The sequence below is a fragment of the Mesorhizobium sp. WSM4313 genome (genome assembly GCF_002294725.1).
Taxonomy (GTDB): domain Bacteria; phylum Pseudomonadota; class Alphaproteobacteria; order Rhizobiales; family Rhizobiaceae; genus Mesorhizobium.
Window position 1 is genome coordinate 33,395 of the sequence record NZ_NSFT01000004.1, and the last position, 15,331, is coordinate 48,725.

General features: G+C 63.5%; 17 protein-coding genes. 10 read left to right on the forward strand and 7 right to left on the reverse strand.

What is annotated here, in order from left to right:
• Position 1 precedes the first annotated feature (1 nt).
• The 9 genes from CK219_RS10785 to CK219_RS10825 all read left to right on the forward strand — a co-directional run bounded on the left by CK219_RS10785 (position 2) and on the right by CK219_RS10825 (position 6,042).
• Positions 2–883 carry a cytochrome c oxidase subunit 3 gene (locus tag CK219_RS10785; RefSeq protein ID WP_095766767.1) on the forward strand — a complete coding sequence of 294 codons (882 nt, stop codon included), beginning with the start codon at positions 2–4 and terminating at the stop codon, positions 881–883.
• A gap of 84 nt (positions 884–967) precedes the next feature.
• Positions 968–1,354: a DUF983 domain-containing protein gene (locus CK219_RS10790; protein WP_095766768.1), complete on the forward strand. Its 387-nt coding sequence runs from the start codon at positions 968–970 to the stop codon at positions 1,352–1,354.
• Positions 1,351–2,106, forward strand: coding sequence for an SURF1 family protein (locus tag CK219_RS10795; protein WP_176476982.1), 756 nt, complete (start codon positions 1,351–1,353; stop codon positions 2,104–2,106). Before CK219_RS10790 ends, CK219_RS10795 begins: the two co-directional genes overlap by 4 nt.
• A 137-nt stretch (positions 2,107–2,243) precedes the next feature.
• Positions 2,244–3,248, forward strand: a complete 1,005-nt coding sequence (ispH, locus tag CK219_RS10800) for a 4-hydroxy-3-methylbut-2-enyl diphosphate reductase (protein ID WP_095766769.1) — start codon at positions 2,244–2,246, stop codon at positions 3,246–3,248.
• A 6-nt stretch (positions 3,249–3,254) separates the two neighbouring features.
• Positions 3,255–4,217, forward strand: a complete 963-nt coding sequence (locus tag CK219_RS10805) for a homoserine kinase (protein ID WP_095766770.1) — start codon at positions 3,255–3,257, stop codon at positions 4,215–4,217.
• On the forward strand, positions 4,214–4,744 hold the full coding sequence (gene rnhA, locus CK219_RS10810; protein ID WP_095766771.1) for a ribonuclease HI: 531 nt from the start codon (positions 4,214–4,216) through the stop codon (positions 4,742–4,744). Before CK219_RS10805 ends, rnhA begins: the two co-directional genes overlap by 4 nt.
• A 39-nt stretch (positions 4,745–4,783) precedes the next feature.
• On the forward strand, positions 4,784–5,377 hold the full coding sequence (locus CK219_RS10815) for a histidine phosphatase family protein (RefSeq protein ID WP_095766772.1): 594 nt from the start codon (positions 4,784–4,786) through the stop codon (positions 5,375–5,377).
• Positions 5,378–5,459: 82 nt separating this feature from the next.
• Positions 5,460–5,741 carry a type II toxin-antitoxin system ParD family antitoxin gene (locus CK219_RS10820; protein WP_095767155.1) on the forward strand — a complete coding sequence of 94 codons (282 nt, stop codon included), beginning with the start codon at positions 5,460–5,462 and terminating at the stop codon, positions 5,739–5,741.
• A complete protein-coding gene (locus CK219_RS10825; protein WP_095766773.1) occupies positions 5,731–6,042 on the forward strand; it encodes a type II toxin-antitoxin system RelE/ParE family toxin in 312 nt (103 codons plus the stop codon). The genes CK219_RS10820 and CK219_RS10825 overlap by 11 nt, the downstream gene beginning before the upstream one ends.
• A 30-nt stretch (positions 6,043–6,072) precedes the next feature.
• Here CK219_RS10825 and CK219_RS10830 read toward each other — a convergent pair whose 3' ends face one another.
• From CK219_RS10830 to CK219_RS10840, 3 genes are all read right to left on the reverse strand, one after another.
• Entirely contained in the window at positions 6,073–6,549 is a 477-nt protein-coding gene (locus tag CK219_RS10830; RefSeq protein WP_095766774.1) for a DUF2938 domain-containing protein, read from the reverse strand.
• Positions 6,550–6,640: 91 nt separating this feature from the next.
• Positions 6,641–7,123: a peroxiredoxin gene (locus CK219_RS10835; protein WP_095766775.1), complete on the reverse strand. Its 483-nt coding sequence runs from the start codon at positions 7,121–7,123 to the stop codon at positions 6,641–6,643.
• A 139-nt stretch (positions 7,124–7,262) separates the two neighbouring features.
• Positions 7,263–8,069 carry a protein-disulfide reductase DsbD domain-containing protein gene (locus CK219_RS10840; RefSeq protein ID WP_095766776.1) on the reverse strand — a complete coding sequence of 269 codons (807 nt, stop codon included), beginning with the start codon at positions 8,067–8,069 and terminating at the stop codon, positions 7,263–7,265.
• Positions 8,070–8,194: 125 nt separating this feature from the next.
• Between CK219_RS10840 and CK219_RS10845 the strand changes: the two genes are divergently transcribed.
• Positions 8,195–8,803, forward strand: a complete 609-nt coding sequence (locus CK219_RS10845) for a YqgE/AlgH family protein (protein ID WP_095767156.1) — start codon at positions 8,195–8,197, stop codon at positions 8,801–8,803.
• A gap of 241 nt (positions 8,804–9,044) precedes the next feature.
• On the opposite strand, the gene CK219_RS10850 is transcribed toward CK219_RS10845, so the two are convergent.
• The 4 genes from CK219_RS10850 to thrC are packed head-to-tail and all read right to left on the reverse strand — an operon-like array spanning position 9,045 to position 15,252.
• Positions 9,045–11,933, reverse strand: coding sequence for an EAL domain-containing protein (locus CK219_RS10850; RefSeq protein WP_176476983.1), 2,889 nt, complete (start codon positions 11,931–11,933; stop codon positions 9,045–9,047).
• 2 nt (positions 11,934–11,935) lie between these two features.
• On the reverse strand, positions 11,936–12,532 hold the full coding sequence (locus tag CK219_RS10855) for a GNAT family protein (RefSeq protein WP_095766778.1): 597 nt from the start codon (positions 12,530–12,532) through the stop codon (positions 11,936–11,938).
• 15 nt (positions 12,533–12,547) lie between these two features.
• Positions 12,548–13,840, reverse strand: a complete 1,293-nt coding sequence (locus CK219_RS10860) for a pitrilysin family protein (protein WP_095766779.1) — start codon at positions 13,838–13,840, stop codon at positions 12,548–12,550.
• A gap of 14 nt (positions 13,841–13,854) precedes the next feature.
• Positions 13,855–15,252: a threonine synthase gene (thrC, locus tag CK219_RS10865; RefSeq protein ID WP_095767157.1), complete on the reverse strand. Its 1,398-nt coding sequence runs from the start codon at positions 15,250–15,252 to the stop codon at positions 13,855–13,857.
• Positions 15,253–15,331: the final 79 nt, after the last annotated feature.

Here is a 15,331-nt window from a genome sequence, read left to right on the forward strand (position 1 = left end):
TATGGCAGACGCGCACGCAAAACCACAACACGACTACCATCTCGTCAACCCCAGCCCCTGGCCTTTCCTGGGTTCCGTCGGCGCGCTGGTCACCGCCATCGGCGGTGTCTGCCTGATGCAGTATCTGAAGGGCGGCAACTTCCCGGTCTTCGGCCACAACATCGCCAATCCGTGGCTGTTTTTCATCGGGATGATCATCGTGCTCTACACGATGTTCGCCTGGTGGTCGGACACCATCAAGGAAGCGCATGAGGGTCACCACACGCGCGTCGTGTCGCTGCATCTGCGCTACGGCATGATCATGTTCATCGCCTCCGAGGTGATGTTCTTCGTCGCCTGGTTCTGGGCCTTCTTCGACGCCAGCCTGTTCCCGGGCGAAGCCTCGCAATATGCCCGCACCGCCTTCACCGGCGGTGTCTGGCCGCCGAAGGGGCTTGAAGTCCTCGATCCCTTCCACTTGCCGCTCTACAACACCATCATCCTGCTTCTGTCGGGCACGACGGTGACCTGGGCGCACCACGCGCTTCTGCATGGCGACCGCAAGGGCCTGATTAACGGCCTGGTGCTGACCGTCGGCCTCGGCATGCTGTTCACCATGGTGCAGGCTTACGAGTACATGCACGCTCCGTTCGGCTTCAGGGATTCGATCTACGGCGCCACCTTCTTCATGGCGACCGGCTTCCACGGCTTCCATGTCATCATCGGCACCATCTTCCTGCTCGTCTGCCTGATCCGCGCGTGGCGCGGCGACTTCACCCCGAAGCAGCATTTCGGCTTCGAAGCGGCCGCCTGGTATTGGCACTTCGTCGACGTGGTCTGGCTGTTCCTGTTCAGCGCCATCTATGTCTGGGCCTCGAACGGCGCACTGATCGAAGGCCATTAAACCGACGGGTTTCGGAATCCCAAAGGGCGGCTGCGGCGACGTGGCCGCCTTATTCTTTGGGACAAAAAGGTCTACGGTGAGAACATGAGCGAAGACAAGGCGATCTGGCCACCTATCGATCCGATCTCGGCCGGTCTGCATGGCCGCTGTCCGCGCTGCGGCGAAGGCAAGCTGTTCTCGGGTTTCCTCACCATCGGCAAGCGCTGCTATAATTGCGGACTCGACTATTCCTTCGCCGATGCGGGCGACGGGCCGGCCGTGTTCGTCATCCTGATCATCGGCTTCGTCGTCGTTGGCCTCGCATTGTGGATGGAGGTGACGTTCAGTCCGCCGCTCTGGCTGCACTTTATGTTGTGGATACCGCTGGCGCTGGTGCTCTGCCTGACGGCGCTGCGCCTGATCAAGGGCGTGCTGATCACCTTGCAGTACTCCAAGAAGGCTGCTGAAGGCAGGCTGGATTCCAACAAATGAGCGAGACGACCGATTTGGTTGGCGGCCCTTCGCGGCCGCGCACGGCGTTGCTGCTTGGCCTCGGCCTTGTCCTGTTCGCTGTCCTGATCGGGCTCGGCACCTGGCAGGTCCAGCGCCTGCATTGGAAGGAAGGCCTGCTCGCAACCATCGACAAGCGCACCCATTCCGCACCGCTGGCTCTAGCGGACGTGGAGAAGGAATTCGCCGCTTCCCATGATGTCGACTACACGCCCGTGACGGTAACAGGCACTTTCCTGCATCAGGGCGAGCGGCACTTCTTTTCCACTTGGCAAGGCGACAGCGGCTTCAACGTCTACACGCCCCTGCAGCTCGAGGACGGCCGCTTCGTGCTCGTCAACCGCGGCTTCGTTCCCTACGACCTCAAGGATCCCTCCAAGCGCCGGCAGGGCGAAGTCGCCGGCAAGGTGACGGTGACCGGACTCGCCCGCAATCCGCTGCCTGCAAAGCCGTCGATGATGCTTCCCGACAATGACGTCGCCAAGAACATCTTCTATTGGAAGGACCGCGACGTCATGGCGGCGACCGCCGGTCTGCCTGCCGGGTTCGTGCTGGTGCCGTTCTTCGTCGATGCCGACAAGACGCCGAATCCTGGCGGCCTGCCGGTCGGTGGCGTCACCATCATCGACCTGCCGAACAACCATTTGCAATATGCCGTCACGTGGTACGGGCTGGCCGCCGCCCTTGCAGCCGTGCTGATCCTGAGGTTGCGCCGCCCGGCGAAGGAGCAGTGAGCGTGCTCGCTCTTGACAGGGCAGGGGTGCGCACCTCATTTCGCCTAATCAAACAGATAGAGCATGATGTCGTCCGAAAACCGCTTCACACCTTTCGGCATCATGTTCTTGGTTCCGACTGAATCGGCCTTGCATTCATGACCCAGAAAAAGCCACCGCTGACGATCAGGCTGTGCCAGCCACGCGGCTTCTGCGCCGGTGTCGACCGTGCCATCCAGATCGTCGTGCTGGCGCTGAAGAAATACGGCGCGCCGGTCTATGTCCGCCACGAGATCGTGCACAACCGCTACGTCGTCGAAGGGCTGCAGAGCCTGGGCGCCGTCTTCATCGAGGAACTGTCTGAGATTCCGCCGGAGCATCGCCAGTCGCCCGTGGTCTTTTCCGCGCATGGCGTGCCGAAATCGGTGCCGGCGGACGCGCAGGCGCGCAATCTCTTTTACCTCGACGCCACGTGCCCACTCGTCTCCAAGGTGCACAAGCAGGCGATGCGCCACCAGCGGCTCGGTCGCCATGTGCTGCTGATCGGCCATGCCGGTCACCCGGAGGTGATCGGCACGATGGGACAATTGCCGGAAGGCGCGGTGACGTTGATCGAGACCGAGGCTGACGCCGCGCGTTTCGTCCCCCTCGACGCTTCGGCGCTGGGCTTCGTCACCCAGACGACCTTGTCGGTCGAGGACACCGCCGGCATCATCCGGGCGCTCCAGGAGCGGTTTCCCGAACTGCATGCGGCCGCGGCCGAATCGATCTGCTACGCCACCACCAACCGCCAGGAAGCGGTGAAGGAGACAGCGGCCGGCGCCGATCTTTTCCTTATCGTCGGCGCTCCCAATTCGTCCAATTCGCGTCGCCTTGTCGAAGTGGCGGAGCGCGCCGGCGCCACAATGTCGCTTCTCGTGCAGCGCGCCGCCGAAATTCCGTGGGATGAGATCGCCGGGATCAGGACGCTCGGCCTGTCGGCCGGCGCCTCGGCGCCGGAAATCATCGTCGACGAGATCATCGACGCGTTCCGGCAACGCTTCGACGTCACCATCGATCTGGCCGTCACGGCCACGGAAACGGAGGATTTTCCGGTGATGCGGGTTTTGCGCGATGTCGAACTGACGGCGGCCGACATGGCCTTCGTCAATGGAGCGGCGTGAAACCGGATGGCTGTCTACACCGACGTCAACGAAGGCGAGCTGACCGCATTCCTCAAGGCCTATCCGGTGGGTGAGCTGCTCTCCTATAAGGGCATCGCCGAAGGCACCGAGAATTCCAATTTCCTGGTCCACGCCTCGACCGGCTCCTACATCCTGACGCTCTACGAGAAGCGGGTCGACAAGGCCGACCTGCCGTTCTTTCTCGGCCTGATGGGCCATCTTGCCAGGAAAGGCATTTCCTGCCCGCTGCCGGTCACCGCGCATGACGGCACCGTCGTCGGCACGCTGGCTGGCCGGCCCGCCGTCATCATCACCTTCCTCGAAGGCCTGTCGCTCAGGCGGCCGACGGCCGCGCATTGCGGCGAAGTCGGCAAGGCGCTCGCCAGCCTGCATCTTGCCGGCCAGGATTTTCAGATGCGAAGGCCGAACGCGCTGGCGATCGAGGGCTGGCGCAAGCTCTGGGCTGCCTCGCGCGAGCGCGCCGACGAGGTCGAGCCCGGCTTGGCGGCCGAGGTCGATGCCGATTTCGCCGATTTCGAGCGCAATTGGCCCACCGGCCTCCCTAAGGGCATCATCCATGCCGATCTGTTCCCGGACAATGTCTTCTTCCTCGGCGAGAAGCTTTCGGGACTGATCGACTTCTATTTCGCCTGCGACGACCTCTACGCCTATGATGTCGCAACCTGCCTCAACGCCTGGTGCTTCGAGAAGGATTTTGCCTTCAACCTGACCAAGGGGGCGGCGCTGCTGGCCGGCTACCAGTCGGTGCGGCCGCTTCAGGACGACGAGAAGGCGGCGCTGCCGATGCTGGCGCGCGGCTCGGCGCTGCGCTTCATGCTGACCCGCCTCTATGACTGGCTGACCATTCCGGATGGCGGGCTGGTGATGAAGCGCGATCCGACCGAATATATCCGCCGCATGCGCTTCCACCGCGCCATCAAGTCGCCATCCGAATACGGGCTGACATGAACAAGCAGATCGAGATCTTCACCGACGGCGCCTGCTCGGGCAATCCCGGGCCGGGCGGCTGGGGCGCGGTGCTGCGCTACAACGGCGTCACCAAAGAGCTGTCCGGCGGCGAGGCCGAGACCACCAACAACCGCATGGAGCTGCTGGCCGCCATTACGGCGCTCAACGCGCTGAAGGAGCCTTGCGCGGTCGACCTCTACACCGACAGCAAATACGTCATGGACGGCATCTCCAAATGGATCCACGGCTGGAAGAAGAACGGCTGGAAGACCGGCGACAGGAAGCCGGTCAAGAATGGCGAGCTCTGGCAGGCGCTCGATGAGGCCAACCGGCGTCACAAGGTCGTCTGGCACTGGGTTAAAGGCCATGCCGGCCACCCGGAGAACGAGCGCGCTGACGAACTGGCCCGGCAGGGCATGGCACCGTTCAAGAAGGGCCCGGTGAAGCCTGTTTTGGCGGCGCAGCCCGCAGCGCAGCCGAAGCGGCCGGCGGTTGCAAAGGCGCGACGCTCGACCCAGAGCTACTGATCGGCAATCGAGCCCGCATCTGATCGGAGAAAGTTTGCCTTGCCGATCGCCTATTACATTACCCATCCGCAGGTTCGGATCGACGCCAAAATTCCGGTGCCGGAATGGGGGCTGTCTGACATCGGCCGGGCAAGGGCTGTTGCGATGCTCGACCAGCCCTGGGTTGGCTCGATAGGGCGCATCGTGTCGTCCGCTGAACGCAAGGCGGTCGAAACTGCGGAAATCCTGGCGAAGCACCTTCATCTCGAGGTCGAGGTGCGGGAGCGGATGCACGAGAACGACCGATCGGCGACGGGCTTCCTGCCGCCGCCGGAATTCGAAGCGGTTGCCGACGAGTTCTTCGCCAGGCCGCACGACAGTATCCGCGGATGGGAAAGGGCGATAGACGCACAGCAGCGCATCATGGACGAAGTCGACGCCGTGCTTGGCACCGGCCTCACCGGCAACTTGGCTTTCATTGGCCATGGAGGCGTGGGGACACTTCTGCTGCTTCTGCTCGATTCCCGCCAAATCAGTCGTGTCGCGGATCAGCCGGCGGGCGGCGGCAACTACTTCGCCTTTGATATCGGCGCGCGCCGCATCCTCCACGCCTGGCGGCCGATCGACGATCGGGCGCCAGATCACGTCATTTGATCGCCTCCTGATGAGCAGTGCCATTGATTGCAGCCCTGCAAAGGGAGTATTATTTACTACCATAGAGCAAGGATGGCTGCCGATGGCAAACGTGGAAAAAATCAGCGTGGCGGTCACGACGCAGCAGGCGGCTGTCATGCGTGAGGCCGTGGAAACCGGCGAATACGCGACCACGAGCGAAATCGTGCGAGAAGCGGTGCGGGATTGGTTGGCCAAGCGAGAACTACGCCAAGAGGACTTACATCGTTTGCAGCGGCTCTGGGACGAGGGCAAGGCGAGCGGGAGACCGGAGCCCTTGGACTTTGACACTCTCAGAAAGGAAGCTCGGCAGAGGCTAAAGGACGCCGCGCCGAATGGCCGTTAAGGTAGTCTGGTCACCAGCGGCCAGAGCCGATTTAATCGACATCTATGTGGCCATTGGCAGTGAAAGCTTGAGGGCCGCCGATCGCTACTACGACTGGATAGAGGATCGGGCGCTGCAGTTGGCGGACCAGCCACGCATGGGCGTAAGGCGGCCTGATATTCGGGCCTCGACGCGCATGTTGGTGGCGGCGCCGTTTGTACTGCTCTACGAAACGGCACCGGATGGGGACGATGGCCCGGTAGAGTTGGTCGAGATCGTTCGTGTCGTGGACGGGCGCAGGGATTTGAACCGTCTATTCTGATCAGCTCATCACCGCTAGTGACGGGAAACATCACCGTATCAGCAGCGCCGTCGAGAACATGCCGAGCGCGAACACCGTGTGCGCCAGGAGGTTGAGCGCGCGCACCTTCATCGGATTGGGAAGCTTGGACGCCGCCCAGCCGGCGCCCATGCCCGGCGCCAGGAGGAACCAGCCGGCCCCAACCGTGACGATGCCGAGGATGAAGGCCGGCAGGAATGTCGGTGCCGCCAGCCAGCCCGCGCCGGCGAGCACGACAAGGATCACGCCGTAGAGAATGCCGACGAGGTAGTGGAATGCCCAGCCGAGCGCCTTTTCATGCGCATAAGGTGCCGCCTTGCCGATATCGTCGTGAAAAACCCTCTTCGGCAGATGCCGCACCCAGCGTCCGACCATGCCCCAGTTGGGCAATGGCAGGCCGAACGCCTTGTTGAGGACGATCGCCCAGACATCCATGAATACTGTGGCGCCGATGCCGATCGCCACTGCGCGCCAGACGGTGTCAAACATCAGAGCATGATCCTGAACCGAAGGTCAGCGAACGCAAAAAGTGGAACTGGTTTTCGGACAAGATCATGGGGCCAACGAAACCTGACCTGATCTAGAGCTGCTCGAGGATTTTTGCCGCGCCACTCTCGTCGACGCCCGGCTTGGTCTCGACATTGAGCGCCACGACCTTGCCGTCGTCGACGATCATTGAGAAGCGCTTCGAACGCAGGCCCATGCCGGCCCCGGAAAGATCGTTGTCGAGTCCCACCAATTTGGCGAAATCGCCGCTGCCGTCGGCGAGATAGAGGATCTTGCCTTCGCCGCCGGTGAACCGCGCCCAAGCGCCCATGACATGCACGTCGTTGACCGAGACGACGGCGATCGTGTCGACGCCGCGGGCCAGGATGGCGTCATGATTCTCCAGATAGCCAGGCAGGTGGTTGTTGCTGCAGGTCGGCGTGAAGGCGCCGGGAACGCCGAACAGCACGACTTTCTTGCCGGCGAAGATCTCATCGCCGGTGATCGACTTTGCGCCGTCCGCGGTCATGGTCTTGAAGGTCGCTTCGGGCAGTTTTTCGCCAACCGCAATGGTCATGGGGTGCCTCGCTTGGGGGATGGGAAGGATCGATGCCTTCGATATCGGACTGCGCGGGCTCCGGCAACTCTTCAGAGCAATTCCAGGAAAAGTGTGCAGCGGTTTTCCGTCCGGAATTGCGGCTCAGAAAGACCCTGGATCAAGGGAAAGGCAGCAGCCCGTCCACCGAACCCTCGGCACTGGTCAGCGTGTAATACAGCCCGCCATCGGTCGGCGCCGCCGACGGCCGGTCGAGGATCGGCACGGTGAAGACGAGCTTGCCATCCTTCTGACTGCGCACCGGCGCGCCGAACATGTAGTCGCGCTCGCCGGCGATGAAGAGATCGACGGATTGCGGATCGCCGGGCGACTGCGCCTGGACGACAAGGGTCTCATGGTCGCTGGACAGCACGCTGATGCCGAAATCGGACCGGGCCGGGGAGGGCAGCGTCGCAAGTGCGGTTTTCACCAGGGCCGCGTCGGTCGCGTTATCGGGGTCGGACCCGGGATCGACGCTGAGCCGGGTCTGCACTGGAATGCAGATCGTCTCGCAGATGCCGAGGAAGATATTGGCATCGATGGTCGCCGGCTGGTCGGGCGAAGACAGCGTGAACGTCACCGGCAGCGACACCGGACGATCGTAGCCGGCCCATTTGCCGTAGCCGTCGTCATGCCGCTGCGGCGGCGGGAACGACAATTGCGCGTCGGCGACATTGGTGCTGCCCGATATGTCGAGTTGCGGCGGCACGCCGGCGTCGCCTGGATCGCGCCAATAGGTTTTCCAGCCGGGCTTCAACACGATGTCGAGCACGCCGTGGATCTTGCCGGCCTGGTCGGGCTTGCCGGTGGTCACCAGCCGAACCTTGCCGCCTTCACTGTTGTACCAGTTCGAGGAGGAGGCCTCGGCCGATGGGCTTGTAGCCCACCCGAAAACGACGCCGAGAACCAGTAATTTCATGTATCGCATGCGGTGATTTGACCGTCCGTTCTTGGCCGCGCAATGACTTCGTCGCTCTCCCGGTATCATATTTGCGTGACATCGGGGACTGGCACCATCTTTTCGGCGCTGCCGAAACGCGTTACGCTGAGGCCATGGACTTGCTGCGCCACAAGAAGTCGGCCGCCGGACGCGGTTTCCTCGACGATCAGTTCCTGATTGCCATGCCCGGCATGAAGGACGACCGTTTCGCGCGCTCCGTCATCTACATCTGCGCCCATAGCGACGAGGGCGCGATGGGCCTGATCATCAATCAGACGCAGCAGATGCTGTTTCCGGACCTGCTTGTGCAACTCGGCATCATGAACGAGCAGGAAGCGATCCGCCTGCCGGCGCATACGCGCGATTTCGTCGTGCGCAACGGCGGGCCCGTCGACCGCAGCCGCGGCTTCGTGCTGCATTCGGGCGACTATCGCGTGGAATCCTCGCTCAACGTCTCCGACGATATCTGTCTGACGGCAACCGTCGATATCCTGCGGGCCATCTCGACCGGCCGCGGCCCGCGCCATGCCCTCATGGCGCTCGGCTATTCCGGCTGGGGCGCCGGCCAGCTCGAAACGGAGATCTCCGAGAATGGCTGGCTCACCTGTCCGGCGACGCCGGAGCTTCTCTTCGACACCGATATCGAGCGCAAATACGACCGTATCCTTGCCTCGATCGGCATCGACCTCGCCCATCTGAGCGCCGCCGCCGGGCACGCTTAGCCCGTTCGTCATCCTAGGGCGGAGCAAGGAGCGAAGCGACGCGCGCAGACCCTAGGATCCATGCCGTTACATCGAGCATAGAGTGCAGCGGTGCAGAACTCTGCAACGCTTTTCAATGCGTTAACGTCACGGAATGGATTCTCGGGTCAAGCCCGAGAATGACGATGTGATGGACGTAACGGCCAATCGCAGAGTGTCTCGCTACTCGATTGGAACGACCGGCCGCATCAAGCGCGCCAACCTAAGCCTGGGTGAGCGGATACTGCTCCCTCAGCGTCTTCAGCACCTGGTCGCCGGGCATCGGCGCGCCGAACATGAAGCTCTGCACATATTCGCAGCCCATCTGGCGCAGCTCCAGCGCGTCGCTTTCATCCGAAATGCCTTCCGCCACGACCGAAAGCCCCAGCTCATGCGCCATGTTGACCATCGATTTGAGCAGCACGGCACGCTTCGGCGTGGCGTCGTCGACGAAGCTCTTGTCGATCTTGATAGTGTCGAAAGGGAAGCGCGTCAGGTAGGAGAGCGAGGAATAGCCGGTGCCGAAATCGTCGAGCGACAATCCGATGCCGAGCTGCTTCAGCTTGGTCAGCACATGCGCGGTCTGCTCGGGATTGTCCATCACCAGGGACTCGGTGAGCTCCAGCCGGAAGCAGCGCGGTTTCAGATTGGCGCGCGCGATCACCGAGCGGACGTCGCTGACCAGGTCGCGGCGGATGAGCTGACGGCTGGACAGGTTGACCGAGACCGAGAGCGGCGCGTCGCCGATCTGCTTCTGCCAGGTGGCGAGGTCCTCGGCCGCCTGCTGCATGGCGAACAGGCCGAGTTGCACGATCAGCCCGCAATTCTCGGCGACCGGAATGAAGTCCCCCGGCGGGATCATGCCGCGGCGCGGATGGTCCCAGCGCAGCAGCGCCTCGAAGCCGGCGACGCTGCCATCCTCCAGTCGCACGATCGGCTGATAGGCAAGCGTGAACTCGCGCCGCTCGATGGCGCGGCGAAGGTCGGATTCGAACTGCAGCCGGTCTGTGCCGACGGTGCGGAAGGCGGGACGGAAGGGCTCGATCCTGTCGCCGCCGAAACGCTTGGCCTGGTGCATGGCAAGCTCGGCGTCCTTGACCATGTCCTCGGCCGAAGTCTGCGCCGTCGTCCAGGTGATCAGGCCGATCGATGCGGTGAGCACGATTTCTCGCTTGGCGAAGGTGATCGGATTGTTGATCGCGTGCTTGATGGCGTCCGCCATGGCAGCGATGCGGGCCGGGTCCTGTTCCGAAAGCAGCATCAGCGCGAACTGGTCGCCGGCAAAGCGCGACAGCGAATCCTTCGGCTTGAGCAGCCGGTGCAGCCGGCGCGCGACAGTGAGCAGAATGGTGTCGCCGGCGGAGATGCCAAGGCCGTCATTGACCTGCTTGAAGCGATCGATGTCGATGATGAAGACCGTCGGGCGCACCTTCTCCTCGGTGCGGGCGATCGAGATGATCGCTTCCAGCCGGTTCATGAACAATTCGCGGTTCGGCAGGCCGGTCAAATTGTCATGCACGGCGTCGTGCAGCAGCCTTTCCTCGGATTTCTTCTGCTCGGTGACGTCGATCATGGTGCCGACGCAGCGGATCACCTCGCCGTCGGAGCCGATCACCGGGCGGGCGCGCAGCGAGAACCAGTGGTAATGGCCGTCGGCGCCGCGCAGGCGGAAGTTCTGCGCTACCTTGCCGCGCCTATGCTCCAGCACCACGTCGAGCGTGGTGCGGAACGTGTCGCGGTCGTCGGCATGCAGCACCGGCAGCCAGTTGCGGGCCGCACCCCCAAGGCTGTTGGGCGCAAGGCCGAGCTGCAGGCTGATGTCGGGCTTAGTCACCACGCGGTCGCGCAGCACGTCCCAATCCCAGACGATGTCGCCCGAGCCGGCGACGGCGAGCGCCTGCCGCTCCAGGTCGGAGAACAGGCCCTGATGCAGCGCGCCGCCGGCAAAGGCGTGCTGCATGACCGTGAAGCCGATCAAGAGGATGATCAGGATCAGCCCGCCGCCCAGCGCCGGCTGGGCGATGTCGTTGTCCAGCATGCCGGTGATCGCCATCCACGATCCGCATAGCCATAGCAACACCATCACCCAGCTCGGCACCAGCATGATCGCGCGGTCATAGCCGCGGATGCCGAGGAAGATGATGAGGCCGAGGCCCGTTAGCGCGGTGGCGGCGAACGAGATGCGGGCAACGCCGGCGGCGACCGCCGGATCGACGATGGCCACCCCCGCGATCAACAGCAGCCCGAGGATCCAAACCAGCGCGCCGTAGCTGAAATGACCATGCCACCGGTTGAGGTTGAGATAGGCGAACAGGAACACCACGAAGGTTCCGGCCAAGGCCACCTCCGTGCCGGCCCGCCAGATCTGCTCGTTGCCGGGCGATATCTCGATGATCTTGTTGAGGAAGCCGAAGTCGACGCAGATATAGGCCAGCACCGCCCAGGCGAGCGCCGCGGTCGCCGGGAACATCGAGGTTCCCTTGACCACGAACAGGATCGTCAGGAACAGCGCAAGAAGCCCCGAAATGCCGATGACGATGCCGCGGAACAGCGTGTAGGAATTGACTGAGTCCTTGTAGGAATCCGGCTCCCAGAGATAGACCTGCGGCAGTTTCGGCGAGGCGAGCTCGGCGATGAAGGTCACCACCGTTCCGGGGTTCAGCGTCACCCGGAACACGTCGGCGTCGGGGCTTGTCTGGCGGTCGAGCGCGAAGCCCTCGCTGGGTGTGATGGCGGCGATGCGCGTCGAGCCGAGATCCGGCCAGAAGATGCCGGAATTCACCAGCCGGAAATGCGGCGCGACGATCAGCCGATCGAGCTGCTGGTCGGTGGTGTTGGCGAGCGCGAAGACGGCCCAGTCGCCGCTCGAGCGAGCATCATTAGCTTCCACTTCGATGCGCCGCACTATGCCGTCGGGGCCGGGCGCCGTCGAGACCTGGAAATTCTCACCCTGGTTCCGGTAGATTTCCACGGCGCGCGACAGGTCCAGCGCCTTGTCGTCGCGCGCGATCTTGATCGGCTCGACGGCAAAAGCCGGCATGGCCGAAAAAAGCGTGACGACGACCGTCATGATGAGGGCGAATAGCGACGCTAATCGCGGAAAATTCGTCACAATCAGCCCTTCGTTCCATCGCCCGGCGGATCGTCCGCTATCCGGGCGTAGAGGTAGTGATCCTGCCAGATGCCGTTGATCCTGAGATAGGATCGCAGAAGTCCTTCGCGCCGGAATCCGGCTTTTTCAAGCACACGGATCGACCGGGCATTTTCGGGAATACAGGCAGCTTCGATCCGGTGCAACCGCAGCGTATCGAAGGCGAAGCGCGACACCAGCTTGACCGCCTCGGTCATCAGGCCGCGGCCGCCGAAGCGTTCACCGATCCAGTAGCCGATATGGCCGCTCTGCGCGACGCCGTGGCGGATGTTGCCGAGCGTGATGCCGCCGGCGAGCTTGCCGCTCGATTTTTCGAAGATGAAGAAGGCGATGGCCGTGCCTTGGGCATAATCCTCGCGGTAGCGGCTGATGCGCAGGCGCCAGGCATTGCGGTCGAGCTCGTCCGGCTGCCAGCGCGGCTCCCAGGGTTCGAGGAAGGCGCGGCTTTCGCCGCGCACCGCCGACCATTCGCGATAGTCGTTGGTCAAGGGCACGCGCAGCGTGACCTTGTCGCCCTTCAGTGCCGGCAGGTCGCGGCGAAAGAAAGGGAGCGCGAACACGGTTTTGGTCGAAGATCAGACGGCGAGCCGGCGGGCCGTCGTCTGCGGGCCCGCAAGCGATTCGAGGATCGCCTCATAGGGCGCAAGCGTGCCCACGGGACCGACCGCGGTAAGCGTCGGCTTGGTCGAGAACAGCCGCGAGGAGAGATCGGTCAGCCGCTCGACGGTCAGCGCCGAAAGCCGCTCCATCAATTCCTCTTTGGCAATAGGCCGCCCGAACAACAGCAGTTGCCGGGCAATCTGCGAGGCGCGGCTCGCTGGGCTTTCGGCCGACATGATCAGGCCGGCGCGATATTGCGCCCGCGCCCGGTCGAGCTCGTCCTGCTGGATGCTCTCGCCGGCCTTCTGCAATTCGCCGATGATCACCGGCACCAGCTTGGCGATGTCGCTCTGCCCGGTGGCGGCATGCACGCCGAAGATGCCGGTGTCGGAAAAACCCCAGTGGAAGGCATAGACCGAGTAGCAGAGGCCACGCTTCTCGCGCACCTCCTGGAACAGCCGCGACGACATGCCGCCGCCCAGGATCATCGACAGCACCTGCGAGGCGTAGAAATCGCGCACATGATAGGCTCGGCCTTCGAAGCCGAGCACGATCTGCGCATCCATCAGGTCGCGGTCCTCGCGGAAGTCGCCGCCGACATATTGCGCATATTGCGGGATATTGCCCGCCGCCTTGGCACGGAAGCCGCCAAGCCGCTTCTCGACCTCGCGCACGAAATTGTCGTGCTTGACGTCTCCGGCGGCCACGACGACCATCCGCTCGGCGTCATATTGGCGCTCGATAAAGCTGTGCAACTGTTTGGAGGTGAAGGATTTGACCGTCTCCGGCGTGCCGAGGATTGAGCGGCCGATGGTCTGATGACGGAAAGCCGTTTCGGTGAAGCGGTCGAAGACGATGTCGTCGGGCGTGTCGTGCGCCGCGCCGATCTCCTGCAGGATCACATGCTGCTCGCGCTCCAGCTCGTCGGGATCGAATTCGGATTCCTGGAGGATGTCGGCCAGGATATCGACCGCCAGCGGCACGTCGTCGGAAAGCACCCTGGCGTAGTAGGAGGTCGTCTCGACGCTGGTGGCGGCGTTGATCTCGCCGCCGACATTCTCGATTTCCGAGGCGATCTCGAAGGCGCTGCGGCGCTTCGTGCCCTTGAACGCCATGTGCTCGAGCAGATGGGCCATGCCATGCTCTTCGTCGCGCTCGTTGCGGGCGCCTGACTTGACCCAGACACCAAGGGCAACCGATTCGATGCTTGGAAGGGTTTCGGTGGCGACTGTCAGGCCGTTCGACAGACGGCTTACCTCAACACCCATATGGCAAGTACTCCCTAACGCGCCGCCCGCGAGTGGCGGTCCACGTAATCTTCCACCATTTTCAAGTCGGATGGAAGTATCGTGTATTTTTCGTCGGCTGTCATCAAGCCGCCTAGCCATGCGGGCAGGGCAGGGGTGATGCCGCTCGCGGCCTCGACCGCCGCCGGGAATTTCGCCGGATGCGCGGTGCCGAGCACCACCATGGGCACCGCGCCGGAGTCCTGGCTGGCGGCGACACGGACGGCTGCGGCCGTATGCGGATCGAGCAGGTAGTTGCTCGCCTCGAGCGTCGCACGGATGGTGGCGGCGACCTCGTCGACGCTGGCGCGGCCGGCATCGAACTCGGCGCGGATGCGCTTGAGCTCGCCCTCCTCGATGGTGAAGGCGCCCGACTGCTTCAGGCCGTTCATATAGCGCCGCACGGTCTCGGCATTGCGGCCTGCGGCCTCGAACAGCAGCCGCTCGAAATTCGACGACACCTGAATGTCCATCGACGGCGAGGTCGTGGCGAACACGCCCTTGGTGCGGTATTCGCCGCTCGCCAGTGTGCGTGCCAGGATGTCGTTGTCGTTGGTGGCGATAATCAGCCGCTCGATCGGCAGGCCCATGCGCTTGGCGGCGTGGCCGGCGAAAATATCGCCGAAATTGCCCGTCGGCACGGTGAAGGAGACCGGCCTGTCGGGCGCGCCGAGCGACAGGGCCGACGAGAAATAATAGACGATCTGGGCCATGATGCGGGCCCAGTTGATCGAATTCACACCCGACAGCGACACCCTGTCGCGAAAGGCGTGGTCGTTGAACATGTCCTTAACCAGGCCCTGGCAGTCGTCGAAATTGCCTTCGACCGACAGCGCATGGACGTTTGCCGCGCTCGACGTCGTCATCTGGCGCTGCTGCACCGGCGATACCTTGCCGTGCGGGAACAGGATGAAGATGTCGGTGCGGTCGCGGCCGGCGAACGCATCGATCGCGGCACCCCCGGTGTCGCCCGAGGTCGCGCCGACGATGGTGGCGCGTTTGCCCCGTTCCGAAAGCACATGATCCATCAGCCGCGCCAGCAACTGCATCGCCACGTCCTTGAAGGCCAGCGTCGGGCCGTGGAACAGCTCGAGGATGAAGGTGTTTTTCCCGGTCTGCACCAGCGGGCAGACGGCCTCGTGCCGGAAAGTCGCATAGGCCTCGCGCACCAGCCGCTCGAAGACGGGCGCCGCGATCTCGCCGCCGAGGAACGGCGTCAGCACGCGGATGGCAAGGTCCGGATAGGCAAGGCCGCGCATGGCGCGGATGTCGGCGGCCGAAAACTGTGGCCACTCGCGCGGCACGTAGAGCCCGCCGTCGCGCGCCAGGCCGGCCAGCACAGCGTCGGAAAATCCAAGCGCGGGCGCATCCCCGCGGGTACTCACATATTGCATCGTCAAAGGCCTATTGCTGCCGGTCGCGTCATCCACGGCAATTGGTTAATTTTCCGAGCCCGCTCAGTCGCATTTTTGC

Coding starts and splice junctions, on each gene's coding strand:
- CK219_RS10840 (WP_095766776.1), bottom strand. CDS start 8,069: ATGCGATACATGAAATTACTGGTTCTCGGCGTCGTTTTCGGGTGGGCT.
- ispH (WP_095766769.1), top strand. CDS start 2,244: ATGACCCAGAAAAAGCCACCGCTGACGATCAGGCTGTGCCAGCCACGC.
- CK219_RS10845 (WP_095767156.1), top strand. CDS start 8,195: ATGGACTTGCTGCGCCACAAGAAGTCGGCCGCCGGACGCGGTTTCCTC.
- CK219_RS10860 (WP_095766779.1), bottom strand. CDS start 13,840: ATGGGTGTTGAGGTAAGCCGTCTGTCGAACGGCCTGACAGTCGCCACC.
- CK219_RS10825 (WP_095766773.1), top strand. CDS start 5,731: ATGGCCGTTAAGGTAGTCTGGTCACCAGCGGCCAGAGCCGATTTAATC.
- CK219_RS10795 (WP_176476982.1), top strand. CDS start 1,351: ATGAGCGAGACGACCGATTTGGTTGGCGGCCCTTCGCGGCCGCGCACG.
- CK219_RS10790 (WP_095766768.1), top strand. CDS start 968: ATGAGCGAAGACAAGGCGATCTGGCCACCTATCGATCCGATCTCGGCC.
- CK219_RS10820 (WP_095767155.1), top strand. CDS start 5,460: ATGGCAAACGTGGAAAAAATCAGCGTGGCGGTCACGACGCAGCAGGCG.
- CK219_RS10805 (WP_095766770.1), top strand. CDS start 3,255: ATGGCTGTCTACACCGACGTCAACGAAGGCGAGCTGACCGCATTCCTC.
- CK219_RS10830 (WP_095766774.1), bottom strand. CDS start 6,549: ATGTTTGACACCGTCTGGCGCGCAGTGGCGATCGGCATCGGCGCCACA.
- CK219_RS10785 (WP_095766767.1), top strand. CDS start 2: ATGGCAGACGCGCACGCAAAACCACAACACGACTACCATCTCGTCAAC.
- rnhA (WP_095766771.1), top strand. CDS start 4,214: ATGAACAAGCAGATCGAGATCTTCACCGACGGCGCCTGCTCGGGCAAT.
- CK219_RS10835 (WP_095766775.1), bottom strand. CDS start 7,123: ATGACCATTGCGGTTGGCGAAAAACTGCCCGAAGCGACCTTCAAGACC.
- thrC (WP_095767157.1), bottom strand. CDS start 15,252: ATGCAATATGTGAGTACCCGCGGGGATGCGCCCGCGCTTGGATTTTCC.